The sequence below is a fragment of the Nitrospirillum viridazoti CBAmc genome (assembly GCF_000730165.1).
In the GTDB taxonomy this organism is placed as follows: Bacteria; Pseudomonadota; Alphaproteobacteria; order Azospirillales; family Azospirillaceae; genus Nitrospirillum; species Nitrospirillum viridazoti.
This window is the reverse complement of the sequence record NZ_CP022110.1, coordinates 126,831-149,143: the sequence shown is the minus strand read 5'-3', so window position 1 is coordinate 149,143 and position 22,313 is coordinate 126,831. Positions and strand designations below refer to the sequence as shown.

Annotated in this window: 22 protein-coding genes; 8 read left to right on the top strand and 14 right to left on the bottom strand. The window is 65.5% G+C overall.

What is annotated here, in order from left to right:
- Positions 1 to 438 precede the first annotated feature (438 nt).
- A complete protein-coding gene (locus Y958_RS00730; protein WP_088870509.1) occupies positions 439 to 1,110 on the top strand; it encodes a recombinase family protein in 672 nt (223 codons plus the stop codon).
- A gap of 527 nt (positions 1,111 to 1,637) precedes the next feature.
- Here Y958_RS00730 and Y958_RS00720 read toward each other — a convergent pair.
- Positions 1,638 to 2,051 (bottom strand): hypothetical protein, encoded by a 414-nt coding sequence (locus tag Y958_RS00720; protein ID WP_145727994.1) that lies wholly within the window; start codon positions 2,049 to 2,051, stop codon positions 1,638 to 1,640.
- 45 nt (positions 2,052 to 2,096) lie between these two features.
- Positions 2,097 to 3,524, bottom strand: a complete 1,428-nt coding sequence (locus Y958_RS00715; protein WP_088870507.1) for a tyrosine-type recombinase/integrase — start codon at positions 3,522 to 3,524, stop codon at positions 2,097 to 2,099.
- A gap of 128 nt (positions 3,525 to 3,652) precedes the next feature.
- Between Y958_RS00715 and Y958_RS00710 the strand changes: the two genes are divergently transcribed.
- Positions 3,653 to 3,883 carry a hypothetical protein gene (locus Y958_RS00710; protein ID WP_088870506.1) on the top strand — a complete coding sequence of 77 codons (231 nt, stop codon included), beginning with the start codon at positions 3,653 to 3,655 and terminating at the stop codon, positions 3,881 to 3,883.
- Between the two features lie 118 nt (positions 3,884 to 4,001).
- On the opposite strand, the gene Y958_RS32960 is transcribed toward Y958_RS00710, so the two are convergent.
- The 3 genes from Y958_RS32960 to Y958_RS00700 form a co-directional block, all read right to left on the bottom strand.
- Positions 4,002 to 4,352, bottom strand: coding sequence for an STY0301 family protein (locus tag Y958_RS32960; protein WP_425600664.1), 351 nt, complete (start codon positions 4,350 to 4,352; stop codon positions 4,002 to 4,004).
- 1 nt (position 4,353) lies between these two features.
- Positions 4,354 to 4,797, bottom strand: a complete 444-nt coding sequence (locus Y958_RS00705; protein ID WP_088872401.1) for a BPSL0067 family protein — start codon at positions 4,795 to 4,797, stop codon at positions 4,354 to 4,356.
- A gap of 127 nt (positions 4,798 to 4,924) precedes the next feature.
- Complete coding sequence (locus Y958_RS00700; RefSeq protein ID WP_211098506.1) at positions 4,925 to 6,958, bottom strand: S9 family peptidase; 2,034 nt, start codon at positions 6,956 to 6,958, stop codon at positions 4,925 to 4,927.
- A 187-nt stretch (positions 6,959 to 7,145) separates the two neighbouring features.
- Between Y958_RS00700 and Y958_RS00695 the strand changes: the two genes are divergently transcribed.
- Positions 7,146 to 8,237, top strand: coding sequence for a lysine-2,3-aminomutase-like protein (locus Y958_RS00695; protein ID WP_088870505.1), 1,092 nt, complete (start codon positions 7,146 to 7,148; stop codon positions 8,235 to 8,237).
- A gap of 20 nt (positions 8,238 to 8,257) precedes the next feature.
- On the opposite strand, the gene Y958_RS00690 is transcribed toward Y958_RS00695, so the two are convergent.
- From Y958_RS00690 to Y958_RS00680, 3 genes are all read right to left on the bottom strand, one after another.
- A complete protein-coding gene (locus tag Y958_RS00690; protein ID WP_088870504.1) occupies positions 8,258 to 9,004 on the bottom strand; it encodes a DUF599 domain-containing protein in 747 nt (248 codons plus the stop codon).
- Positions 9,005 to 9,095: 91 nt separating this feature from the next.
- Positions 9,096 to 9,764: a maleylacetoacetate isomerase gene (gene maiA / locus Y958_RS00685; protein ID WP_088870503.1), complete on the bottom strand. Its 669-nt coding sequence runs from the start codon at positions 9,762 to 9,764 to the stop codon at positions 9,096 to 9,098.
- A 29-nt stretch (positions 9,765 to 9,793) separates the two neighbouring features.
- Positions 9,794 to 10,885, bottom strand: a complete 1,092-nt coding sequence (locus tag Y958_RS00680) for a fumarylacetoacetate hydrolase family protein (RefSeq protein WP_244909315.1) — start codon at positions 10,883 to 10,885, stop codon at positions 9,794 to 9,796.
- 302 nt (positions 10,886 to 11,187) lie between these two features.
- On the opposite strand from Y958_RS00680, the gene Y958_RS00675 reads away from it, so the two are divergent.
- Both Y958_RS00675 and Y958_RS00670 read left to right on the top strand, forming a co-directional pair.
- Positions 11,188 to 11,664 carry a MarR family winged helix-turn-helix transcriptional regulator gene (locus Y958_RS00675; protein WP_088870502.1) on the top strand — a complete coding sequence of 159 codons (477 nt, stop codon included), beginning with the start codon at positions 11,188 to 11,190 and terminating at the stop codon, positions 11,662 to 11,664.
- A 19-nt stretch (positions 11,665 to 11,683) separates the two neighbouring features.
- On the top strand, positions 11,684 to 11,896 hold the full coding sequence (locus tag Y958_RS00670) for a hypothetical protein (protein WP_244909314.1): 213 nt from the start codon (positions 11,684 to 11,686) through the stop codon (positions 11,894 to 11,896).
- Positions 11,897 to 11,941: 45 nt separating this feature from the next.
- Here the strand turns inward: Y958_RS00670 and Y958_RS00665 are convergent, their stop codons facing one another.
- Together Y958_RS00665 and Y958_RS00660 are read right to left on the bottom strand one after the other, a co-directional pair.
- A complete protein-coding gene (locus tag Y958_RS00665; protein ID WP_211098505.1) occupies positions 11,942 to 14,110 on the bottom strand; it encodes a xanthine dehydrogenase family protein molybdopterin-binding subunit in 2,169 nt (722 codons plus the stop codon).
- A 17-nt stretch (positions 14,111 to 14,127) separates the two neighbouring features.
- Positions 14,128 to 14,592: a (2Fe-2S)-binding protein gene (locus Y958_RS00660; RefSeq protein ID WP_040849287.1), complete on the bottom strand. Its 465-nt coding sequence runs from the start codon at positions 14,590 to 14,592 to the stop codon at positions 14,128 to 14,130.
- 533 nt (positions 14,593 to 15,125) lie between these two features.
- On the opposite strand from Y958_RS00660, the gene Y958_RS00655 reads away from it, so the two are divergent.
- The 3 genes from Y958_RS00655 (at position 15,126) to Y958_RS00645 (ending at position 18,246) form a co-directional block, all read left to right on the top strand.
- Positions 15,126 to 16,190: an amino acid ABC transporter substrate-binding protein gene (locus Y958_RS00655; RefSeq protein ID WP_088872398.1), complete on the top strand. Its 1,065-nt coding sequence runs from the start codon at positions 15,126 to 15,128 to the stop codon at positions 16,188 to 16,190.
- Between the two features lie 164 nt (positions 16,191 to 16,354).
- Positions 16,355 to 17,605 carry a dicarboxylate/amino acid:cation symporter gene (locus tag Y958_RS00650; RefSeq protein WP_088870499.1) on the top strand — a complete coding sequence of 417 codons (1,251 nt, stop codon included), beginning with the start codon at positions 16,355 to 16,357 and terminating at the stop codon, positions 17,603 to 17,605.
- Between the two features lie 440 nt (positions 17,606 to 18,045).
- The gene (locus Y958_RS00645) at positions 18,046 to 18,246 is read left to right on the top strand and encodes a hypothetical protein (protein WP_040849284.1); all 201 of its coding nucleotides are present in this window, start codon (positions 18,046 to 18,048) and stop codon (positions 18,244 to 18,246) included.
- Between the two features lie 197 nt (positions 18,247 to 18,443).
- Here Y958_RS00645 and Y958_RS00640 read toward each other — a convergent pair whose 3' ends face one another.
- The 4 genes from Y958_RS00640 to hslV all read right to left on the bottom strand — a co-directional run bounded on the left by Y958_RS00640 (position 18,444) and on the right by hslV (position 22,207).
- A complete protein-coding gene (locus Y958_RS00640) occupies positions 18,444 to 18,662 on the bottom strand; it encodes a hypothetical protein (RefSeq protein ID WP_145727995.1) in 219 nt (72 codons plus the stop codon).
- Between the two features lie 293 nt (positions 18,663 to 18,955).
- Positions 18,956 to 20,179, bottom strand: coding sequence for an ISL3 family transposase (locus Y958_RS00635; RefSeq protein ID WP_088870497.1), 1,224 nt, complete (start codon positions 20,177 to 20,179; stop codon positions 18,956 to 18,958).
- A gap of 148 nt (positions 20,180 to 20,327) precedes the next feature.
- On the bottom strand, positions 20,328 to 21,638 hold the full coding sequence (gene hslU / locus Y958_RS00630; RefSeq protein WP_088870496.1) for an ATP-dependent protease ATPase subunit HslU: 1,311 nt from the start codon (positions 21,636 to 21,638) through the stop codon (positions 20,328 to 20,330).
- 8 nt (positions 21,639 to 21,646) lie between these two features.
- On the bottom strand, positions 21,647 to 22,207 hold the full coding sequence (gene hslV, locus Y958_RS00625) for an ATP-dependent protease subunit HslV (protein ID WP_004274045.1): 561 nt from the start codon (positions 22,205 to 22,207) through the stop codon (positions 21,647 to 21,649).
- Between the last annotated feature and the right edge of the window lie 106 nt (positions 22,208 to 22,313).

Genomic DNA, 22,313 nt, shown 5'->3' with positions numbered 1-22,313 from the left:
GTCGTCACGGAGCACAATCGACACTTCCAGAGGGTCAGCCATTATCGTCGGCTGCCCGGCTACCAGGTCTTCAATTGAATCAGCCGCGTCAAGGTCCGCCAATCGGCGCTTTAGGATATCCGCAATGGCCTGACCAAATTCCCGTTTTGCTCTGGTTGGGCTTAAGCAGATTGACCGTAGTTGGCTTGTTGCGAACGCAATGTCCAATCGTTGCCCCGTTTGGAGTTTGCAAACTTGGTACCGTAAATAGCGCGACAGGACAATAGGTGGTTGTTCAACCGCTGGGCGGTATCTACAGGTAGGCGCCGTTACGAAAGCCCGAAGACCAAGCCATGCTCTAGCGACGGCCCCCTGATTCCGGATAAGCACAGGTCATCGGGCCGCTTGGCCATTAAAGTTTACTGCAACGAGCGTTGCACCAAACTTCAAGGCTTCCTGATGACCCGCTACGTCGCCTACTACCGCGTCAGCACCCGCCGCCAGGGCGAAAGCGGATTGGGTCTGGAAGCCCAAATGTCTGCCGTCCGGGCCCACGTCGGACATGCGCCGCTGGTAGCGGAATTCACGGAAGTGGAGTCAGGGAAGGTCAACGCCCGCCCCCAGCTCGAAGCCGCAATCCGCACGGCCAGCCTGTACGGCGCTACGTTGGTTATCGCCAAGCTGGACCGTCTGTCCCGTAACGCGGCCTTCCTGTTGTCCCTACGAGACTCCGGGGTGGACTTCGTATGCGCCGACATGCCCAACGCCAATCGCCTGACCGTGGGTATCCTGGCGGTGGTGGCCGAGGCAGAGCGGGAAGCGATCAGCGCCCGCACCAAGGCGGCCTTGGATGCCGCTAAAGCCCGTGGCACGCGCCTGGGTGGGGATCGGGGCAACCTCGCTACTGTCCGCGCCCTGGGCAACGTCAACAGCGCCAAGGCCCGGTCCGCCGCCGCTGCCGCCCACGCCCTCCGCCTAGCCCCTTTGCTGGCTGACCTGGAAGCCGACGGCGTGCGTTCCGCGTCAGGCATCGCGCGCGCCCTGAACGAGAAAGGTCTTAAGACTCCAAGGGGACGCCAATGGACCGCCGTGCAGGTAAAGGCTGTCCGTGACCGGCTGGCCGTGCGGTAAAACCCCGAAAGTACCCCCAGGGGGTCTGGGAAAACCCTCTTTCAAACTTCCTTTGGGGTTTATCGGTGTTGTTGTTGATGTCTGCCCTCGGCGATGACGAGCTAACGCCGCAGAAGCGATTGAATAAGGCGGGTTACCGTTTCCCTGTCATGGTCAGCACCCGGGGAATTATAGTGATCGACATCACGACTGGCCCATGAGTCTATAACTCGCACACCCATTGGGCTGCCATCAAGGCGAACCGCGTATATACACGCACCGGTCCAGCTGCGATGGAAATAAAGCCATCCATCCTCGAAGAAAATGAACCATCTATCGTCCATGCTCGCGGGGATGAGACCTTGACGCAGTTTATCAGCATCCACATCTGAAAAACTTAGAAACAGGTTCAGCGGTTCGCGCCTGGCCGGTAAAGGGAGAACCTTCCATGAATTACGAGAGGCCCCGGATACCGTCATAATGTCTATCCTCACCTGATCGAAACCGCTGCCACAACGATTTCGATGATCATTTCTTCCCCTCGATAGCTACCAGCCAATGCGCTCCCGGTGCTTCATCAGAACGTCACGCATCGTGAGGGAGACCCGGAACGTCTCCCCGGCAGCAGTGGCCTCCGGCGCAGACCAGTACCATATGGAATGCCCGTGAAGGCCAACGTTCCGGTCAAGCAATCCGAGCACGTGCGCCCATCGTGGGTCACGTTCGGGGGCCTGGTCACCATCTTCAAACGACTGGATGATGGTCTCCATGAGCGTGAAACGCTCGTCCTCACTTAGCCCGCCGCCTTCGTAAGCACGGATGAACTCGTCCAAGCGGGCCGGGTCCGCCACCTCCCATTCCCAGTCCTGCATGCCGGGGTGATTGGGAAGGTTGAAGCGAGCCGCCAGGGCGTCGATGGCGCTGCGGGTCGAATGCCGCTGGAGATGTTCAGGAACGGCCATTACCCACCCCCAGGACTGGCAGACGCGGAAAGACTTCCGCTGACCTTAGCCGAACACCCCCACCACCTGCACCTTCTCGATTTCCGTGCGCAGGTCCACCAGGTGGCCCTTGCTGTAGCGGCCGAACGTGATGTCGCCGCGCCGATGCCCGACGATAAGTTTCACGGTGCTGAGAGGGACCCCGGCGGCCTCCATGTGTTCAATGAAGGTCGCGCGGAGACCGTGCAGGACCGGCATCAACTTTAGTTCGCTGGTCATGTCCCGCCACAGCTTGCCCACGTAGTTGGCACGGGCGCCGGTGGTCTTTCCAACGATCCCCGGGCCGGTGAACAGCCACTCGTCCGCCGGGCGATCTTGGATCATCTCCCGTATCAGGGGCTCAATGGCGCTGTGGACGGGAATGTTGCGGACTGCCGCTTTGGTTTTGCCCCGGCGGATTATCAGCCATAGGCCACCATCCTCCTTGGTCTCGACATCGCCGACCTTCAGACCGGCCAAATCGCTCCGCCGGGCGCCCGTGTAGAGGGCTGCCTTGGCGAACCGCAGAAGAGTAGCCCGTGTGGCCGGACGCACCCCACAGGCCGCAGGATCGGCGTTAAACAGGGTCCTCAGTTCGTCGGTCGTCCAAGCCCGGTGGTTGGTTTCCTCGTCCTCACCTTCGGCATCCGGATTGACGGTATAGCCCTGGTCCGTCCAGGGGTTCTCGCTGTCCTCCAGATGGCCGCGCTTCTTCAACCAACGCCACCAGGAAGACAGGTGCGATATCTCCTTATTGATCGTCGCGGGCTTCACACCGCGCCCGGCGATCTCTTCCCGCACATAGCGCGAGGCGACCCGGCGGGGAATGTCGTCGATCAGGACCAGGCGCTGTGTCACCATCCAGTCCAGGAACGCTTGGGCCACCTTTCGCTTCTCCGCGATGGTCTTCACGGCCCCCTTGGTCTCGCGGAGCCAGGGTTCAAGCAGCGGCGCCAATGGATCAGACGTGCCGTGAGCCACCCGGTGGTAGAGTTCGAATTGCTCCATATATCGGGGGTCATCGGGATCATCCGTGCCAATGACCTGGGGGATGACCCTGTGCGCCGTCTCGCGGGCGAGGTCTGCGGCCAACTCCCGCTCCGTCAACCGCTCATCACCGAGGTCCACAGCAATCCGGCTGGCGCTGGCCTGGGCGATTTCCCGCTTGGCAAGCAGGGCGTTGGACAACACCAAGTCTTCCATCTTGGCGCCGCGCCGGTGGTCCTCGAACTCGCGACGGTAGCGCCCAAGCAGGACATCCCGTTGCGTGCGGGCCTGGATGACGGAATGGGTCTGTAGGCTTTTGTGAATCTCAGCGCTGCCATAGACCGCGCGCAGGTCGTTGGGGACGCGGAGGCGGAAGAACCAGGTAAGATGCTTCTGGATCAGGTGGCGATTGTCAGGCATGGGCGTTTCAGTCTGGTGTGTACCAGGTGCGTGTACCAGGAACACCATTCCAATGTCATGATATTATTGGATTCATAGGGTTGACCCCAGGTGCGGCACCCATCCCGCCGGGGACACCATTTCCCACATCGCCATTTAATATGCCACAGCGGGTCGGCCTCCCAGGGATACACCCCATGACGCCTCGAAAGGTCGCTGAGAAGGCGTGGACCTACATCCTGTATGAAACCGGCACGGGGCATGTCCTGTCGGTGCTGTGTGGTGGTGTCGGCATGTATGAGCTGAATATTCCGCTGACGGCGGTAGAGGTGGCCTCGGCCCTGGCCGACAGCGCCTACTTGGACGGCCTGGCGGCGGAAATTAGGATGCATCCACGGCAATTCGCGCCGCGATCCGTGACGCTGTAGGCGGCCTTGCCAAACAGAATAAGAGATAGGCTACCAGGCGCTGATCATTAATATTTCGGTGGCATCGCACCGACAGTCCAGTCGACTTCTTCTCGGTAATCGCATAAGTAGTAAGACCTTAGCGGCACTGAACCGTCACCTCACCAGATTTCCCTCTCGACGCTGTGCACTGTTTAACGGGTTCTTTCAGCTCCACATCGGTGATGGCGCCACTTGCGTACTTGCACCGGATGGTGGCCACTCGACCGTCTTTGTAGATATAGTCCAGCGTAAACTTGTCCTGGTTTGGATTTTTGCCGGTTTCATCGTCAGGGGCGAGATTTACCAAATCCTCGGGTTTTCCATTGTACACGCTGATATATTTAACGAGATCGCCACCTCGAACGGGACATACGCTTGGCGTTGTCGCAGATGCCGAGCCCGATGATATCAAGCTAACAAGCAATGGAAGTAAGGATAGTCGAACCATATTAGTGCTCGACAATAAAGAATTTACTGCCGGTATTTGAGATGCCTCGCCCCTGCCATAAAATAAGCCGAAGCGAAACCGCTTGAGGGGCGGTACCGGTGATCCATTGATCATATACATAAATTCCATCATCGGTTTGATGATCGTAAATAGCGGCATGCCCATCATAATGGCCATTTGAATCGAATGTCGCTATCACGGTTCCCGCAACAATATTCTTGTTTCCTTTTACGATGTCACCCCTTCTCCACAACCCTGTTCTTACTGGGAGGGAAGGGCATACCTGCGTCACGTAGGAGACGCACTGCCCACAATAATCCGGGTTGTGTCGGGTATCGTCAGGAGGTGGAGTGTCATAGGGTCCCAGCGCCGAAGTGCGGGTACAAACCCATTTCCCAACGGGCGCCTTGGGATTGGCGGTATAGCCGATGGCCACGAACGGCATGAGGCATTGCTCCGAAATCCGAACCTGCCCCATGAGGATCGGTCGAAATTCCGGCGCGACAATGGCCTCGGTGAAAAAATATGGCTGCCGTCGACGGGCGGGAGCTTCCACCCGCCCTGTCGGTCCCTCACTTCAAATTATCGATCGTCACCCCGGGTAGCGCGTCCGCCGGCGTGAAGCCGAAGATGCGGCCGTAGAAGTACAGCTCCGCCTCCTGCGACCGGATGATGCTGTCGGCCTTGCGGAAGCCGTGCTGCTCGCCCTCGAACTCGATGTAGGCGACGGGCACGCCCTTGGCCTTCAAGGCATTGACGATGCTGCGCGACTGCGCCGGCGGCACCACCGCGTCCTCTGACCCTTGGAAGGTGATCAGCGGGGCGGAGAAGCCGTCCAGGTGGTGCAGGGGGCTGCGGGCGTCGTAGACGGCCTTGCCCGCCGGATAGGGGGCGACCAGGCTGTCCAGGTAGCGGCTTTCGAACTTGTGGGTGTCCTTGGCCAGGGATTCCATGTCCGACACGCCGTAGTAGTTGGCGCCGGCCTTGAACACCTTGGTCAGCGCCAGGGCGGCCAGGGTGGTGTAGCCGCCGGCGCTGCCGCCCCGGATGGCGGCGCGGTTGGCATCGGCCAGGCCGGCCTTGTCCAGGTAGGCCACCACGGCGGTGGCGTCCTGCACGTCGGTGATGCCCCAGTTGCCGCGCAGGCGGTTGCGGTAGGCGCGGCCGTAGCCGGTGCTGCCGCCGTAGTTCACATCCACCACGGCGAAGCCGCGGCTGGTCCAGTACTGGACACTCATGTCCATAGAGGGCTTGGCCGCGCTGGTGGGGCCGCCATGCACCTTGACCAGCAGGGGCGGCTTCTCCCCCGCCGGGGCCTGGAAGGCGGGGTTGGTGGGGGCGTAGTAGAAGGCGTGGGCCGTCCGCGCCTGGCCATCCGGTCCGGGCGCGGTGGGGAATTCGATGGGCCGGGCGCGCGACACCAGGCCGGCCTCCAGGCCTTCCGGCGCCGGGCGGCGCAGCACGGCGTGGGTGCCGGTCGCCAGGTTGACGGTCACCACCGCCGGGGTGGCATCGGCGAAGCTGGCGATCATGACCGCCTGGTCAGGCCCCAGCAGCCGTACGCCGGTGATGCCGACGAAAGGCAGGTCCAGGTCATGCGCCTTGCCCGTCTTCAGGTCGATGACGGCCAGCCTGTCCAGGCCCTGGCTGCTGTAGCGCGCCACCGCCTGGCCCTTCCCGGTCAGGGCATAGGTGGTCAGGCCCAGGTTCCACAGGGGGCCGCCGAACTCCGCCGCCTTGGGCGCGACGGCGCGGGCCTTGCCCCCGGCCCGCCAAGCGTAAAGGTTCCACCAGTCGCTGCGGTCGGAGACGAAGTAGAGCGTGCCGTCGGCATCCCACTGCGGCTCCAGCACCGACTCGTCATGCCCGCCGGCCACCACCATCGGTGTGCCCAGACCCTCGGGCGTGATGTCGGCCACATAGAGCGTGGTGGTATCCCAAGGCATGTTGGGGTGGGACCAGGCGACCCAGGCCAGGCGCTTGCCATCAGGGCTGGGGCGCGGATAGGCCACGAAGTCGCTGCCGCCAAACAGCACCGTACCGGCATCGCCCGGCTGGTCCACCGCCAGGCTGACGATGGCGTTCTTGGCCTCCCCTGGGGCGCTGTGATCCTCGCGGACGCAAATGAGGTGGCCGGGCGCGCCCGCCACGCAATCGGCATAGCGGTAGCCCTCCGGCGTCAGCGGCTGCGGCGCGCCGCCCGCCTCGGGCACGGTGTACAGGCGCTGGTCGGCGAAGTTGCTGAAGTACAAGCGGCCACCGGCCAGACCACCGCCAACGGCCAGCAGGGCGCCGCCACCATATTCATGGACGCGGGTGCGGGCGTTGACCTCCGGCCCCGTCAGCTCACGGATGCCGCCGGCGCCATCGGGCGTCACCACGGCGTAGCGGCCCTTCTCGGCCGGGCGGCTTTCCAGCCAATAGGGCACGCCGCCGTCCACCATCAGGTCACCCAGGCGGATCTCACTGCCGGCCAGGCGGGCGGCGGTGATGGGCGAGGCCCAGGTGCCGTAAGCGGCGGTCTTTGTCTCCGCGGCGGTCGCGTCCGTCATGCCAGTCACCCATCCCATCAGCAGCGCCGCCACCGCGGCCCGTTTCAGCCCCATGCCCTGGTCCCCATGCGCTTATTTCGTGTGAAGATGCCCCCGCATCAGGGCGCCAGTGTGCCCCAAGCCCAGGCCGGCGCCAACGCCGATGCGGGGGGCCCATGCGGGCGGGCCGCTTGACGACGGGGCGCCCAAGGTCGATCTAAGCGCCTGTTCCATCATCCACGCCTTGCCAGGGAGAGGCTCCATGGGCATCACCGTTCGCCAGCCTGCCCCGCGCAACGCATCCATCCGCACGGCGCCCATCCGCACCTCTGCCGGCCTGGTCGAGGCCGGACTGGCCGAGGCCACCGCCCTGCCCGTGCTGGAACAGGTGGCAGCCAGCTTCGCCGTCTCCGTCACCGACCAGATGGCCGGCCTGATCGACCCCACCGACCCGAACGACCCGGTGGCCCGCCAGTTCATCCCGGCGGGGGAGGAACTGCGGACCACGCCCGGCGAGCTGGCCGACCCCATCGGCGACGGGCCGCACAGCCCGGTGAAGGGCATCGTCCACCGCTATCGCGACCGCGTGCTGCTGAAGGCCGTCAACGTCTGCCCGGTCTACTGCCGCTTCTGCTTCCGGCGGGAGATGGTGGGCCCGGGCAGCGAGACCCTGGACGGGGCGGAGCTGGACACCGCCCTCGCCTATATCGCCGAACACGAGGAGGTGTGGGAGGTCATCCTGACCGGGGGCGACCCGCTGATCCTGTCGCCCCGCCGCCTGGCCGAGATCGTCACCCGCCTGGACGCCATCCCCCACGTTGGCATCGTCCGCTTCCACACCCGTGTGCCGGTGGTGGACCCCGACCGCGTGACGCCGGAACTGGTGGCCGCCCTGAAGGGCAAGCGCATCGCCAGCTGGCTGATGCTGCACGCCAACCATTGGCGCGAGTTGGACGACACCGCGCGCGGCGCCATTGCCCGCCTGGTCGACGCCGGCATCCCGCTGCTGTCGCAGACCGTGCTGCTGAAGGGCGTCAACGACGATGCCGAGACCCTGACCCGCACCTTCCGCGCCCTGGTCCAGGCGCGGGTGAAGCCGCACTATCTGCACCAGGGGGATTTGGCCAAGGGCACGGCCCATTTCCGCACGACGATCCAGCGCGGCCGCGCCCTGATGCGCGAGTTGCGCGGCGACGTCTCCGGCCTGTGCCAGCCGACCTATGTGCTGGACATCCCCGGCGGCCACGGCAAGGTGCCCCTGACCGCCGACTACCTGGCCCCCGACGGCGAAGGCGGCTGGACCGTCACCGACCCGCGCGGCGGCCGGCATGCTTATAGCGAAGAGGTGGAGTAGGGTCTGGCGCTAACTGGCATTCAGCCCCCTTCGGGCGGCTGCGGCTGGCTGCGTTCCGGCAGCACCATGCGCACCGCCGTGCCGAAGCGGCGCACGGCGTGGAAGGCGCGGGAGTGGAAGTGGCGGCGCACCAGCACCACGATCACCAGCGTGGTGCTGGCCATGAAGGCCAGGGGGTGGACGAACCAGCCCAGCGCTGCGAAGCCGAAATAATAGGCCCGCACCCCGGCGTTGAAGCTCTGCACCGCCAGCGATAGCAGCGTGGCAGCGGCATCCGCCGCCTCTTCCACGTCCACGCTGGGCGGATGGTTGGTGGCGTCGGGCATGGCGCCGATCAGGGCGCAGGTATAGTTGTACTGCCGCACCGCCCAGGTGAACTGGAAGAAAGCGTAGACCAGCACGCCCAGCAGCAGGAACAGCTTCACCTCCACCAAGGCACCGGACGCGGTGCTGGTGACGTGCATCTTTTCTACCAGGGCCGCCAGCCGGTCGGCGTTCACCAGGGCGCTGAGGTCGCCGGCGATCAGCAGCACGGTGGTGGAGGCGAAGAAGGACACGCTCTGGATCAAGTGGCCCAGCAACTGGCCGTCCAGCAGGCGAGTGTCGCGCGCCTGCATGTTGCGCATCCACACCTCGCGCACCGTGCGCATGTGCAGGTTCAGGCTGGCCGGCGCCCCCGGCAGGCGAAAGATGACGTTATAGCCGCCCCACAACACGAAGAAGGTGGTGAGGGCCAGGAAGTCCAGCGGCGCCAGGTCGAAGGGCATGGGCGGAGCTGCGGTCGGAGGAGGATGGAAGGCCACGCATCATGCCTTGAGCCCGCCCGCCAGGCGAGAGGAAGCTTGAGGCCCTTGCGCCTCAGGCCGCAGGCGGCGCGTCGACCTGGCGGTCGGGTGCGGCGTCGGCGAAGGCCGGCAGGGCCAGGCAGGCCTGGTCGATGGCCACCAGGGTGGGGCAGGCCGACAGGTCGGCGTTGAAGCGCCGGGCGTTGAACATCTGCGGCACCAGGGTCAGGTCGGCCAGGCCGGGTGTGTCGCCGAAGCAGAAGCGGCCGGCATGGGGCTTCACCATCGCCTCCACCGCCGCCAGGCCGGTTTCCATCCAGTGGCGCACCCAGCGGCCGGCCCGTTCCTCATCCACGCCCATCTCACCCTTCAGGTACTTCTGGACCCGCAGGTTGTTGATGGGGTGGATGTCGCAGGCGATGGCCAGGGCCATGGCGCGGGCCTGGGCGCGGGCGATGGGGTCGGCCGGCAGCAGCGCGGGGGTGGGGTGAACCTCGTCCAGGTATTCCACGATGGCCAGCGACTGGGTCAGCAGCTGGCGGCCGGTCGCGTCGTCCACCGCCAGGGTGGGCAGCTGGCCCTGCGGGTTCAGGGCCAGATAGTCCGGCTTCAGCTGTTCCCCGCCGTCACGCAACAGGTGGACCGGCACCTGCTCGGCCGTCAGGCCCTTCAGGTTCAGGGCGATGCGCACGCGGTAAGCGGCGGAGGAGCGGAAATAAGTATAAAGGGCGAGCGAGGCCATGGGGCAGGCGGGTCCTGGAAGGGGGATGGTCAGAGGACAGGGGCCGGAACGGGCTCGGGCGCCACCGGCTGGGGCCGGTATTCCGCCACCGTCTGCTCGATGGCGCCGAAGATGCTGGCGCCGACGGCGTCCCGCATCTCGATGCGCACGTTGTCGCCGAAGCGCAGGAAGGGCGTCTTGGGCTGGCCTTGCAGCAGGGTTTCCACCGTGCGCACCTCGGCCAGGCAGGAATAACCCATGCCGCCTTCCGCGATGGGCTTGCCCGGGCCGCCGTCCGGCCCCCGGTTGGACACGGTGCCGGAGCCGATGATGGTGCCGGCGACCAGCGGCCGGGTGCGGGCGGCGTGCGCGATCAGTTGGCCGAAGTCGAACGTCATGTCGACCCCAGCGTTGGGCCGGCCGAACGGTTGCCCGTTGATGAAGGACAGCAGGTCCAGGTGCAGCTTGCCGTCGCGCCAGGCGTCGCCCAGGGCATCCGGCGTTACCGCCACGGGGGCGAAGGCGCTGGACGGCTTGGATTGGAAGAAGCCGAAGCCCTTGCCCAATTCCGCCGGGATCAGGCCGCGCAGGGACACGTCGTTGACCAGCATGACCAGGCGGATCAGGCCGCGCGCCTCATCTGCCGACACGCCCATGGGCACATCGCCGGTGACCACCGCCACCTCCCCCTCCAGATCGATACCCCAGGCTTCATTGGCCATGAGGATGGGGTCGCGGGGCCCGAGGAAGCTGTCGGACCCGCCCTGATACATCAGCGGGTCGGTCCAGAAGCTGGGCGGCATGTCGGCGCCGCGGGCCTTGCGCACCAGTTCCACATGGTTGACGTAGGCCGAGCCGTCCGCCCACTGGTAGGCGCGGGGCAGCGGGGCCATGCAGGCGGCCTCGTCGAACGCCTCGAACGGGGCGACGCCCTCATCCAGTTCGGCCGCCACCTCCGCCAAGCGGGGGGCCACCTGGGCCCAGTCGTCCAGCGCCTGCTGCAGCGTGGCGGCGATGCCGGGCACCGCGCGGCAGCGCGCCAGGTCGGCCGAGACGACGACCAGGATGCCGTCGCGGCCCACCTTGGCCTGCAAGGCGGCGTCCAGCGTGCGATCCAGCGATTTCAGGGTAGCCAGCTTCATGGGGGGGCCTTTCCTATCGATCCTTTCGCCCTTACGGGGTCGGCAGGAAAAGGGGCGCCCTCAAGGCGGCCGGCCATCCCAGGGGACGGCGGCGCCTTGAGACCACGAAAAACGGGGCTGTTTCCTCCCAACCCGTCTTCCACCCCCGGGGCGGCGCCCGTTAAGGACAACCCCAATGACAGGATGGACAGCGGCCGGTTTTATCGTTTCAAATGAAACGTTATATTTACAGTAGGCTGTGAGGGTTGCCCTGTCAAGCGGCCCCGCCACCGCCACCAACCTGTCACAGGGTCAGCACCCCCATGCCCCCCGATCTGCAGCTGAACCGCTTCCTGCCCTACCGGCTGAACATCCTGTCGAAGAAGGTCAGCCTGGCGCTGGCCACGCGGTACCAGGAACGCTTCGGCCTCAGCATTCCGGAGTGGAGGGTGTTCGCCACCCTGGGCCAGGAACAGCCGCTGTCGTCCAACGACATCGTGGAGCGCACGGCCATGGACAAGGCCAAGGTCAGCCGGGCGGTCAACCGCCTGGTGGCCGCCGGCCTGCTGGACCGGCAGGCCCACCCCCGCGACCAGCGCCTGCTGCGCCTGTCCTTCAGCCCGCGCGGCCGCGACCTTTACGCGCAGGTGGCGCGGGAGGCCCTGGCCTGGGAAGGCCAGTTGCTGTCGGTCCTGACGGACACCGAGCGCGCGCAGCTGTGGGCCTTGATGGAAAAGCTGGAACGGCGGGTGGCGGAGGAGATTCCCGCCAGCGTGAGCTTATCGGATAGTTTGGATTAGTTTTTACCGGCTGCGGGAAGTGAAAGAAGCAATGCAACCCCATCCAGATGAAATCAAGGAAGCGGCGAAGCATCCAGGCGGCTGGGTTTATCGAATTGCCGGTACCTTTGGGCCTGACGGGCGCGTGCCTCCCGAAGCCATCGTCGGAGCATGGAAGGTGGCACTTAACGGCAAGATCGAAGGAAGCTTCACCTTCAATCCCAAATATGACCCAGCTCGTTACCCAAGCTAAACGCGGTCGCGGCGGCGTGGGATTTCTCCCACGCCGCCGGATCACTCACACGCTGACCGACCCGGCGAAGGGCAGGTCGCGGATGCGCTTGCCGGTCAGGGCGGCGATGGCGTTGGCCACCGCCGGCCCCAAGGGCGGCACGCCCGGTTCGCCAACCCCGGTGGGCGGGTTGGCGCTGGGGACGATGTGCACCTCCACCTTGGGCATCTCATCGATGCGCAGGCAGCGGTAGGTGTCGAAGTTGGACTGGTCGACCACACCGTCCTTCATGGTGATGGCGCCATACATGATGGCGCCCAGGCCATAGCCGATGCCGCCCTCCATCTGGGCCTTGACCACGTCCGGGGTGACGGCAATGCCGCAATCGACGGCGCAGACCACGCGCTCCACCTTGATGCGGCCCTTGTCATCCTGCGACACCTCGGCCACGTGGGCGACGACGGAACGGAAGCTTTCCGCCACCGCCACGCCCCGCGCCCAACCCTTGGGCAGGGGCTTGGTCCACTCGGCCTTTTCCACCGCCAGGTTCAGCACCGCCAGGTGGCGCGGATGCTTCTCCATCAGCTTGCGCCGGAAGGCCACCGGATCCTGTTTGGCCTCCGCCGCCAGTTCGTCCAGAAAGGTTTCCACGGCGAAGGCGGTGTGGGTGGACCCCACCGACCGCCACCACAGCACCGGCACGGGCGAGGTGGTGGTGTGCAGGTCCACCAGGCGGTTGGGGATGGTGTAGGGGATTTCCGCCGCCCCCTCGACCGAGGTGGCGTCGGGCTTGCCCGGCTGGTCGAACGGGCTGCCGGCCATGATGCTCTGTCCGACGATGCGGTGCTGCCAGGCCAGCACGCTGCCGTCGGCGCCCAGCTTGGCCTCCATGCCGTGGACATACAGGGGGCGGTAGCGGCCGCCGCGGATGTCATCCTCCCGCGACCAGATCAGCTTCACCGGCCGCCCGGCCAGCTTGCCGCCCTGCACCTTGGCATCCGACAGCGCCTTGGCGATGGCCACGCCCTCGACGATGTAGTCGGACTCGACGTTGGCGCGACGGCCAAAGCTGCCGCCGGCGTAGACGGTGTGGATGGTCACCTGCTCCGGCTTCAGGCCGGCCGTCTTGGCGGCGTTCATCTGGTCGATGGTCTGGAACTGGTCGCCCGCCCAGATCTCGCAGCCGTCCTTGCCCAGCTTGACCACGCAGGTCAGCGGCTCCATGGGCGCGTGGGCCAGGTAGGGGAAGGTGAATTCCGCCTTCAGGGTCTTGGCGCCCTTCACCGCGTCGACATCGCCTTCCTTGGTCACCAGCTGACCGGGCTTGGGCAGCAGGGCCTTGTAGTCGGCGATGATGGCGTCGGTGCCGCGCTTCTCGGCGTTGGTTTCGTCCCAGGTAACCTTCAGCGCCTCTCGCCCCTGGTGCGCCGCCCAGTAGGAGGTGGCCAGCACGGCCACGCCGCGCGGGATCTCCACCACCTCAACCACGCCCTTCACCGCCTTCGCCGCCTTGGCGTCGATGGCCTGGGCCTTGGCGCCGAAGCGGGTCGGGCGCTGCACCACCGCCACCAGCATGCCCGGCTGGACGACGTCGATGGCGAAGATGGCCTTGCCCGTGGTCTTCTCCGCGCTGTCCTTGCGCGGCAGCTTGGTCCCCACCAAGGTGAAGTTCTTCGGGTCCTTCAGCGGCACATCGGCGGGCACGGGCAGGGTGGCCGCCTTGGCCGCCAGCTCACCGAAGCCGGCCTTGTGCGTCCCGGAAGACACCACGCCCTTGGACACGGTGATGTCCGACGCCGGCACGCCCCAGGTCTGGGCGGCGGCGGCCACCAGCAGGGCGCGCGCCGTGGCGCCGGCCTGGCGCAGCTGGGTCCAGGAATTGTAGGTGGAGGTGGACCCGCCCGTGCCCTGGATGGGACCAAAGGCGGTGTTGTTGTAAAGCTTGGCGTTGGCGGGGGCGTGTTCGGCCCGCATCTGCGCCCAGTCGGCGTCCATCTCCTCCGCCACGATGGCGGTCAGGCCGGTGAAGACGCCCTGGCCCATCTCCAGATGCTTGATCAGCACGGTGACGGTGCCGTCCGGCGCCACTTTTACGAAAGCATTGGGGACGAAGGCGTTGGTCGCAGCGGCGGCCTGGGCCCGGCGGCTGGTGCCGGTCCAGGTGAAGCCCACCATCAGGCCCACGCCGGCGCCGCCGGTGACCTGCAGGAAACGGCGGCGGCTGGTATCGCTCATGTGTCCATCCGGCATGATCAGATCTCCAACGCCTTGGCCGCCTCGTGGATGGCGGCGCGGATGCGGACATAGGTGGAGCAGCGGCAGAGGTTGCCGCTCATGGCGCTGTCGATGTCCTGGTCGGTGGGCTTGGCGTTATCGGTCAGCAGGGCGACGGCCGACATGATCTGGCCCGACTGGCAATAGCCGCACTGGACCACGTCCAGCTTGACCCAGGCATCCTGCACGGCCTTGGCCACCTTGCCCTCGATGCCCTCGATCGTGGTCACCTTGGACCCGGCGATGGACCCGATGGGGGTGGAGCAGGCGCGCACGGGCTGGCCGTCGACATGCATGGTGCAGGCGCCGCACTGGGCGGCGCCGCAGCCGAACTTGGAGCCCGTCTTGCCCGCGATCTCGCGCACCGCCCAGAGGAGCGGCATGTCGGGATCGGCGTCAACCGACCAGGGCTTTCCGTTGAGGGTGAGTTTGATGGGCGGCATGGATCTCAATCCCGGGGGTTCGTCGTGTGGGGCATCCCCATTCCGGATGGCCGCGCCAGGCGGCGCTGGGCACAGTCCTGGTCCATCCGATGCGGGCGGATAGGCGGCAGGACAGGCCTTACGGAATACGAATGCGGAACGGCGGGCAACCCCATGCCCGCCGGAAGTCATGGATGTATCACGATCGTGTAGAAATGGCCAACTTGGCCAAATGGTGGACTTGCGAAATTGTCGGTTTCTTCCCATGTGATGGGCTGACGGGACACGAGAATCGCGCCCATTACTTGTAGCCTCCCGTTATTTCCAGTCAAATATAGCGTCTGTTCCAACATGACGAATGGTAAGCCCCATTGTTATGGCCGGCGGAATCCATCGTGGGAGCACTAGGCGCCCGCGCGGGGCTTTTGTATCTTGCGATGACCCATGACGACCCCTTGGCCACCAAACGGTTAGCGCCCAGGGCCGGTCGCGCGGGAGCGGAACTTCAGGGCGACGTGGGGCGGGTCATGGGGCACAGGATGCGGCGCGGCTGGATGCGCCCGGCGAAGACAGGGGTGCTGGGTGTGGCGCTGGGCCTGGCCCTGGCGGCCGGCGCCCTTATGGCACCCGCCCGGGCGGCCGCGCCCGGTGCCGCCAAAAGCAGCGGCACGCTGGAGCAGGTGCGCCAGCGCGGCATCCTGCGCTGCGGCGTCAACACCGGCCTGCCGGGATTCGGGGCGCCGGACAGCCAGGGGGAATGGACGGGCCTGGACGTGGACATCTGCCGCGCCGTGGCCGCCGCCGTGCTGGGCGACGCCCGCAAGGTCCAGTTCATTCCATTGAGCGGCCGCCAGCGCTTCAGCAGCCTGCTGTCGGGGGATATCGACCTGCTGTCACGCAACACCACCTGGACCCTGAGCCGGGACGTGCAAGGCATGGATTTCGCCCCGCCCGTCTATTACGACGGCCAGGCCTTCATGGTGCGGCGGTCCTTCAATGCCCGCAGCGTGCGCGAACTGAACGGCGCCACCATCTGCGTGCAGCAGGGCACCACCACCGAACTGAACCTGGCGGATTACTTCCAATCCACGGGCATGAGCTACAAGCCGCTGGCCATCGAGGACTTGGGCGAGGTGGTGGCCGCCTTCTTCAGCGGCCGCTGCGACGCCTATACCACCGACGCCTCGGCCCTGGCCGCCACCCGCGCGGCGCAGACGGTCAGCGCCGACGACTATCTGATCCTGCCCGAGTTGATCTCGAAGGAGCCGCTGGCGCCGGCGGTGCGCAAGGGTGACGAGCAATGGTCCGACATCGTGAGATGGACCGTCTTCGCCCTGATCGAGGCGGAGGAACGGGGCGTCACCAAGGCCAACGTGCGCGACAACCTGGGGTCCGCCGCCCCGGGCGTGCAACGCCTGCTGGGCGTGCGGACGGGGGCCGGCCTGGGCAAGTCGCTGGGCCTGGACGATGACTGGGCCGTGCGCATCGTTTCCCAGGTGGGCAACTATGGCGAGGTGTTCGAGCGTAACGTCGGCCGCAATTCCGTGCTGCGCCTGGACCGGGGGCTGAACGCCCTGTGGAACCAGGGCGGCCTGATGTACGCCATGCCCATACGGTGATGGGAAACAGAGCGATTCCGGTAGGGACCGTCCTTCCCGGCGAAGGCCGCCGTTGTATCGGCGCCGGTTTCAAGGCAAGTAGACAGCAACAGAAAATTTGACCGCGCCAAAATCGCCCCGGACACATCGGGGCGGCGGCGCCGGCCATCGGGGGATAGGTTTCAATGCAGCAAAAGCGCTTCACGCTGTTCGTCCTGGGCGCGATGGTCGCCGGCATCGCGGTGGGCGCCGTGGGGCACAACCTGCCTGCGGCCGACGGGGCCTCGCTGGCCAGCACGCTGTCCATCCTGACGGACATCTTCCTGCGCCTGATCAAGATGATCATCGCGCCCCTGGTCTTCTCTACCCTGGTGGTGGGCATCGCGCATATGGAGGACGTGGCCGCCATCGGCCGCGTGGGCGTGAAGACGCTGGGCTGGTTCCTGCTGGCCGGCATCGTCTCGCTGATCCTGGGTCTGGTCATGGTGCAGATCCTGGAACCGGGCGTGGGCATGGCCCTGCCGGACCCCACGTCCGGCGGCAAGGCGCCGGACGCCGCCGTCTTCACCCTGAAGAATTTCATCGAGCACACGGTGCCGCGCTCGGTGATCGAGGCCATGGCCAACAACGAGATCCTGCAGATCGTCGTCTTCTCCATCTTCGCGGGCATCGCCATCGCCTCGGTGAAGGAGAAGGTGCCGGTGGTGGTGCACCTGGTGGAACAGATCGCCACCGTCATGCTGAAGGTGACCAGCTACGTCATGATGTTCGCACCCGTCGCCATCTTCGCGGCCCTGGCGGCCACGGTGACGACGCAGGGGCTGCAGGTGCTGGGCAGCTACGTGAAGTTCGTCGGCGGCTTCTACATCGCCATGGCGCTGCTGTGGGTGGTGCTGCTGCTTGCTGCCGTGCCCTTCATCGGCGGCCGGGTGCGGGAGCTGGTCAGCGCCATCCGCCAGCCCGTACTGCTGGCCTTTTCCACCGCCAGCTCCGAAGCCGCGTACCCGCGCACGCTGGAGCGCATGCAGGCCTTCGGCGCCGCCCGCAAGATCGTCAGCTTCGTCCTGCCGCTGGGATATTCGTTCAATCTCGACGGCTCGATGATCTACTGCACCTTCGCCACCATGTTCATCGCCCAGGCCTACGGCATCCATATCAGCATCGGCCAGCAGGTGGAGATGCTGGGCCTGCTGCTGCTGACCAGCAAGGGCATCGCCGGCGTGCCGCGCGCCTCGCTGGTGGTCATCGCCGCCGCCCTGCCCTTCTTCCACATCCCATCGGAGGGCATGGTGCTGGTGCTGGCCGTCGACCACCTGCTGGACATGGGCCGCAGTGCCACCAACGTGGTGGGCGTGTCGGTCGCCGCCGCCGTCATCGCCAAGTGGGAGGGCCTGCTGGGCCCCGGTCATCTGGCCGATGGGGAAGAGGACATCTGACGCCGCCATCCCCCGAGTCATCGGGCCGCCCAATCACCGGTCCCGAAAATCATGGGGTGGCGGAAGGCCGCACCCCCACCAACGGCGGACCTCCGGGTCCGCCGTTCGCGTTTGAGGTACCACGGGGCCGTGCGGCTAAGCGCCTGGCGCCCCTGCCCTTTCCTTGGCCCCTGCGGCAGGGCGCCCTACCCCCATCGGCAGGCGACGATCCTGGGCTTCCGGCACCGTACAACCCACTGTACGGCAAGGGTATGCCGGATGGCCGCTGACATTGGCGGCCACAAACCCGACATGCCCCTGTCATAGCCGTCTGCCATGCTCATATATGCCCATGGCGACGGATGGCTCATGCCCCGCCCCTTCTGAAATGGGGATGGGGCCTGGAACCCCGAAGCCTGGAACAGGCTTGGACAAAGCCCAAGAAGGGAGGGTGAGACACGATGATGGTGCACCACGAACCCCGCCTGACCGACATGCTGGAGGACCCGGTGGTCCGCCTGGTGATGGAGCGCGACGGCGTCTACCGCGATGATGTCCTGAAACTGATGGCCAGCGTGGCCCGCAAAGCCACCAAGCCCGCCGTGAAGGCGGCAGCGCCCAAGGTTTCCACGGCGGAACCGGCCTTGGCCGGCCACGCGTGAAACCAGCCCTGCCGTTCGGCATTTTACTTGGTTGATCCGATGATCGCCGCCCCCGGGAAGCAGATGCCGGGGCGCGGCCAGCGGGGATAGATGGATTTGGCAGGCGCCGCCCGTCTCAAGTCCATAAATAAGATAAACCACAAATAAAAAGGGCGACCGCAAGGCCGCCCGGTGAACAACCAAACCTGTTTCAGGCGTTATTGTTCGACCGGGGCTCCTGACATCTGGGCCGGTACCTTGGCCGGGGCGGCGTTGCTTTCACCCGAGGACGACCAAGCCGCCAGCAGGATCATGCCCACGGCGGTCAGCGCCAGCAGCAGCCAGCGACCGGCGCTCTTGTCGCCGGCGGACTTGTCCCTAATCTTGGCCTCTGGCAGTGGCAGGTCCGCCACCGTTTCCATTGCATCGCCGTTCATCTTGCCCCCGGATGGCATGTTCCTGGGTTGATCCTGTACGGGAACAATAAAGTTACCCGCAGGGGCCACGAAACCCCTCTTAAGGTATAAATAGTCTATCTTTTCATTAAAGAGAGTCTCTGTGTCATAGATCACACACTCGGAAGCCAAGAGGAATTTAAGTCAAATGGCCTGTTAATGGATTAAAAGCGCCAAGACACCGTTGTCTGATCCAAGGAGCGCGGGCGCACCATCCATCCTGGGATGATTCCAGGCAGCCACCTCGCAACCGGAGATAAACCATAAAAAAAGGTTCATCGCGGAACCCCGGGGAATGCGGCTCTGATTTTGAGGAAGAAGTAGGCGTCATCGCGATAGCCGTAGGCCATGCGCTTGATGACCTTGATGCGATTGTTGATGCCTTCGAGGATGCTGGTGTTGAGTGGCCATGCGGCGCTGGCGACGATGCCTTGGAGGTAGACGGCCAATTTTCCGGCGAAGCGGACCAGCGGGTCGATGCCACTGGCAATGGCCTTGTCGAACCAGGCCTGCCAAGCGGTGCGGGCGGCCTGGGTAGAAGGCTGGCGCCATAGCTGCTTGAGTTCATCTTTCATGACATAGACGGTCATGAGCGCCTGATTGGCAGCGAGCAGTTCATCCAGATGCACGCCGTCCTGGACGCGTTTCAGGTTTTCCCGGTTGCGCAGCAGCAGCCACCGGGCAGTCTTGATCACCTTGCGGGCTTTCTTGTCGTCGCGCAGCCGGTTGGCTTCGTCGACCCGGACGCGGTCGATGACGTCATGGCCGTATTTGGCGACGACGTGGAACAGATCGTAGACGATCTCGGCTTGTGGACAACGCGCACGCACCTCATTGGCGTAGGCGGCGTTCATGTCCATGGCCACGGCCTTGATGCAGCGGCAGCCTTCCTCCCCCAACAGGTCGAAGAAGGGACGGATGCCTTCGCGCGAACGCTCGCGGCCAACCCATAACACCCGCCGGGTGTGGGGCTCGATTACCACCGTGGCATAGCGGTGGCCGCGCTGGATGGCGAACTCATCCATCGCCAACACGCTGATCCCGCTGAGGTCTACCGGATCGAGGGATCGTTGCAACGCACGTTTGTCGATCTCCTTGACCGTATGCCAGTCCAGCCCGAAGAACGCGGCCACCTGCTTCACCGGCAGGGCACGGCAGAGGCGGACCACGCTCTCCGCCAAACGCCGTGTCACCCGGGCATGGCGCTCCAGCCAATCCAGTCGTTCCAGCCGAGGGCCGCACTGCCCGCACAGAACACGCCGGCGCGGCACCGATATCCACGTCGCCGCATCCAGGATCGGAAGGTCCCGGACAACTCGCGTCTCAATGTCGTGAACACGCTCGCTCGCCTGGCCACAACCGTCGCAGATCATCGGCGAACAGGACGGTCGGCCAAGATATATCCAAACCGCCGGCTGCTCACCCGCGCGGCGTTCCACTGTCTCAACCCGGTAGGCTTCCCACCCAACGAGACATGACGTAGCTTCTCTATCGGGCAACGGCGCACCCCCTGGCAGTCTGTGATGTTTGGCGACTACCAGTCTGTCAGAACGCGCCGTTGTCCGCCTCCACCCGCTAATCCGCGATGAACCAAAAAAGGGCGGGACCCGGCGGCCCCGCCCCACATCAGCACGCTGGCGCCAACGCCTACAGGATGAATTTGCTGAGGTCGGCGTTCTTGGCCAAGTCCGACACCTTTTCCCGCACATAGGCGGCGTCGATGGCCACGGTGCTGCCGGCCTGGTCGGCGGCGGTGAAACTGATTTCCTCAAGCAGGCGCTCCAGCACGGTGTGCAGGCGGCGGGCGCCAATGTTTTCCACCGTGCTGTTGATCTGCACCGCCAGGCGCGCCAACTCGTCGATGGCGTCGTCGGTGAAGCTGAGGGCCACATCCTCGGTCTTCAGCAGGGCCACATACTGCTTGATCAGGCTGGCCTCCGGCTCCGTCAGGATGCGGCGGAAGTCTTCTTCGGTCAGGGGCTTCAGTTCCACGCGGATGGGCAGGCGGCCCTGCAGCTCGGGCAGCAGGTCCGACGGCTTGGCCACATGGAAGGCGCCGGACGCGATGAACAGGATGTGGTCGGTCTTCACCGCGCCATGCTTGGTGTTGACCGTCGTGCCCTCGATCAGGGGCAGCAGGTCGCGCTGCACACCCTCGCGGCTGACATCGCCGCCACCCCGGTTTTCGGAACGGGCGGTGATCTTGTCGATCTCATCCAGGAAGACGATGCCGTTCTGCTCCACAGCGTGGATGGCCTCGGCCACCACCGTCTCGTTGTCCAGCAGCTTGTCGGACTCCTCAGCCATCAGCACGGTGTGGCTTTCGGACACGGTCATGCGGCGGGCCTTGGTGCGACCGGCGAAGGCTTTGCCGAAGATGTCGCCCAGGTTAATCATGCTCATGCTGCCGCCGGGCATGCCGGGGATGTCGAAGGCCGGGGCGGACGCGGCGTTGTCCTGCACCTGGATTTCGATCTCCTTGTCGTTCAGCTGCCCCTCGCGCAGCATCTTGCGGAACTTCTGCCGCGTCTCGGACGACGCCCCCTCGCCCACCAGGGCGTCCAGCACCCGTTCCTCGGCGCGCAGCTCGGCCTTGGCGGCCACTTCCTTGCGCAGGCGCTGGCGCGTCAGGGTGATGGCGATCTCCACCAGGTCGCGCACGATCTGTTCGACATCGCGGCCGACATAGCCCACCTCGGTGAACTTGGTCGCCTCCACCTTCAGGAAGGGGGCCTGGGCCAGTTTGGCCAGGCGGCGGGCAATCTCGGTCTTGCCCACGCCAGTCGGGCCGATCATGAGGATGTTCTTGGGCAGAACCTCCTCCTTCAACCCGTCGGGCAATTGCTGGCGGCGCCAGCGGTTGCGGAGCGCGATGGCCACGGCGCGCTTGGCGTCCTTCTGGCCGACGATGTAGCGGTCCAGTTCCGAGACGATTTCGCGGGGGGAGAACGAGGTCATCGCCGGGCTCACAGCTTTTCCAGGGTGATGTTGCGGTTGGTGTAGACACAGATGTCGGCGGCGATGCCCAGCGCCTTGCGGGCGATGGCCTCCGCATCCAGGTCCGGCAGGTCGATCAGGGCCCGGGCGGCCGCCAGGGCGTAGGCGCCGCCGGAGCCGATGCCGATGATGCCGTCCTCCGGCTCCAGCACGTCGCCGTTGCCGGTCAGGATCAGGCTGGCCTGGCGGTCGGCCACCGCCATCATGGCCTCGAGCCGGCGCAGGTAGCGGTCGGTGCGCCAGTCCTTGGCCAGTTCCACGGCGGCGCGGGTCAGCTGGCCGGGGTACTGCTCCAGCTTGGCTTCCAGCCGTTCGAACAGGGTCATGGCGTCCGCCGTGGCCCCGGCGAAGCCGGCCATGACGCTGCCGCCAGCCAGGGGGCGGACCTTGCGGGCATTGGACTTCATCACCGTGTTGCCCACCGACACCTGGCCGTCGCCAGCCACCACCACCTGCCCGTTCTTGCGGATGGAAAGGATGGTGGTGCCGTGCCACTGGATAGGGTCGTGGGTCTTGCCGTAGTCGGACATGGGAAGCGGTTCCGGTTGGAAACGGGAAATAGGATGAGGGCCCACGGTATGTGGGATGGCGATGATGCGGGTCAAGCCATGCGCCAGAGTCTATGCTCCGCCCCTT

Coding starts and splice junctions, on each gene's coding strand:
- maiA (WP_088870503.1), bottom strand. CDS start 9,764: ATGGCCTCGCTCGCCCTTTATACTTATTTCCGCTCCTCCGCCGCTTAC.
- Y958_RS00730 (WP_088870509.1), top strand. CDS start 439: ATGACCCGCTACGTCGCCTACTACCGCGTCAGCACCCGCCGCCAGGGC.
- Y958_RS00710 (WP_088870506.1), top strand. CDS start 3,653: ATGACGCCTCGAAAGGTCGCTGAGAAGGCGTGGACCTACATCCTGTAT.
- hslU (WP_088870496.1), bottom strand. CDS start 21,638: ATGACCTCGTTCTCCCCCCGCGAAATCGTCTCGGAACTGGACCGCTAC.
- Y958_RS00660 (WP_040849287.1), bottom strand. CDS start 14,592: ATGCCGCCCATCAAACTCACCCTCAACGGAAAGCCCTGGTCGGTTGAC.
- Y958_RS00650 (WP_088870499.1), top strand. CDS start 16,355: ATGCAGCAAAAGCGCTTCACGCTGTTCGTCCTGGGCGCGATGGTCGCC.
- Y958_RS00675 (WP_088870502.1), top strand. CDS start 11,188: ATGCCCCCCGATCTGCAGCTGAACCGCTTCCTGCCCTACCGGCTGAAC.
- Y958_RS00665 (WP_211098505.1), bottom strand. CDS start 14,110: ATGAGCGATACCAGCCGCCGCCGTTTCCTGCAGGTCACCGGCGGCGCC.
- Y958_RS00715 (WP_088870507.1), bottom strand. CDS start 3,524: ATGGTGTTCCTGGTACACGCACCTGGTACACACCAGACTGAAACGCCC.
- Y958_RS00640 (WP_145727995.1), bottom strand. CDS start 18,662: ATGAACGGCGATGCAATGGAAACGGTGGCGGACCTGCCACTGCCAGAG.
- Y958_RS00680 (WP_244909315.1), bottom strand. CDS start 10,885: ATGAAGCTGGCTACCCTGAAATCGCTGGATCGCACGCTGGACGCCGCC.
- Y958_RS32960 (WP_425600664.1), bottom strand. CDS start 4,352: ATGGTTCGACTATCCTTACTTCCATTGCTTGTTAGCTTGATATCATCG.
- Y958_RS00645 (WP_040849284.1), top strand. CDS start 18,046: ATGATGGTGCACCACGAACCCCGCCTGACCGACATGCTGGAGGACCCG.
- Y958_RS00655 (WP_088872398.1), top strand. CDS start 15,126: ATGCGCCCGGCGAAGACAGGGGTGCTGGGTGTGGCGCTGGGCCTGGCC.
- Y958_RS00720 (WP_145727994.1), bottom strand. CDS start 2,051: ATGGCCGTTCCTGAACATCTCCAGCGGCATTCGACCCGCAGCGCCATC.
- Y958_RS00705 (WP_088872401.1), bottom strand. CDS start 4,797: ATGCCGTTCGTGGCCATCGGCTATACCGCCAATCCCAAGGCGCCCGTT.
- Y958_RS00700 (WP_211098506.1), bottom strand. CDS start 6,958: ATGGGGCTGAAACGGGCCGCGGTGGCGGCGCTGCTGATGGGATGGGTG.
- hslV (WP_004274045.1), bottom strand. CDS start 22,207: ATGTCCGACTACGGCAAGACCCACGACCCTATCCAGTGGCACGGCACC.
- Y958_RS00690 (WP_088870504.1), bottom strand. CDS start 9,004: ATGCCCTTCGACCTGGCGCCGCTGGACTTCCTGGCCCTCACCACCTTC.
- Y958_RS00695 (WP_088870505.1), top strand. CDS start 7,146: ATGGGCATCACCGTTCGCCAGCCTGCCCCGCGCAACGCATCCATCCGC.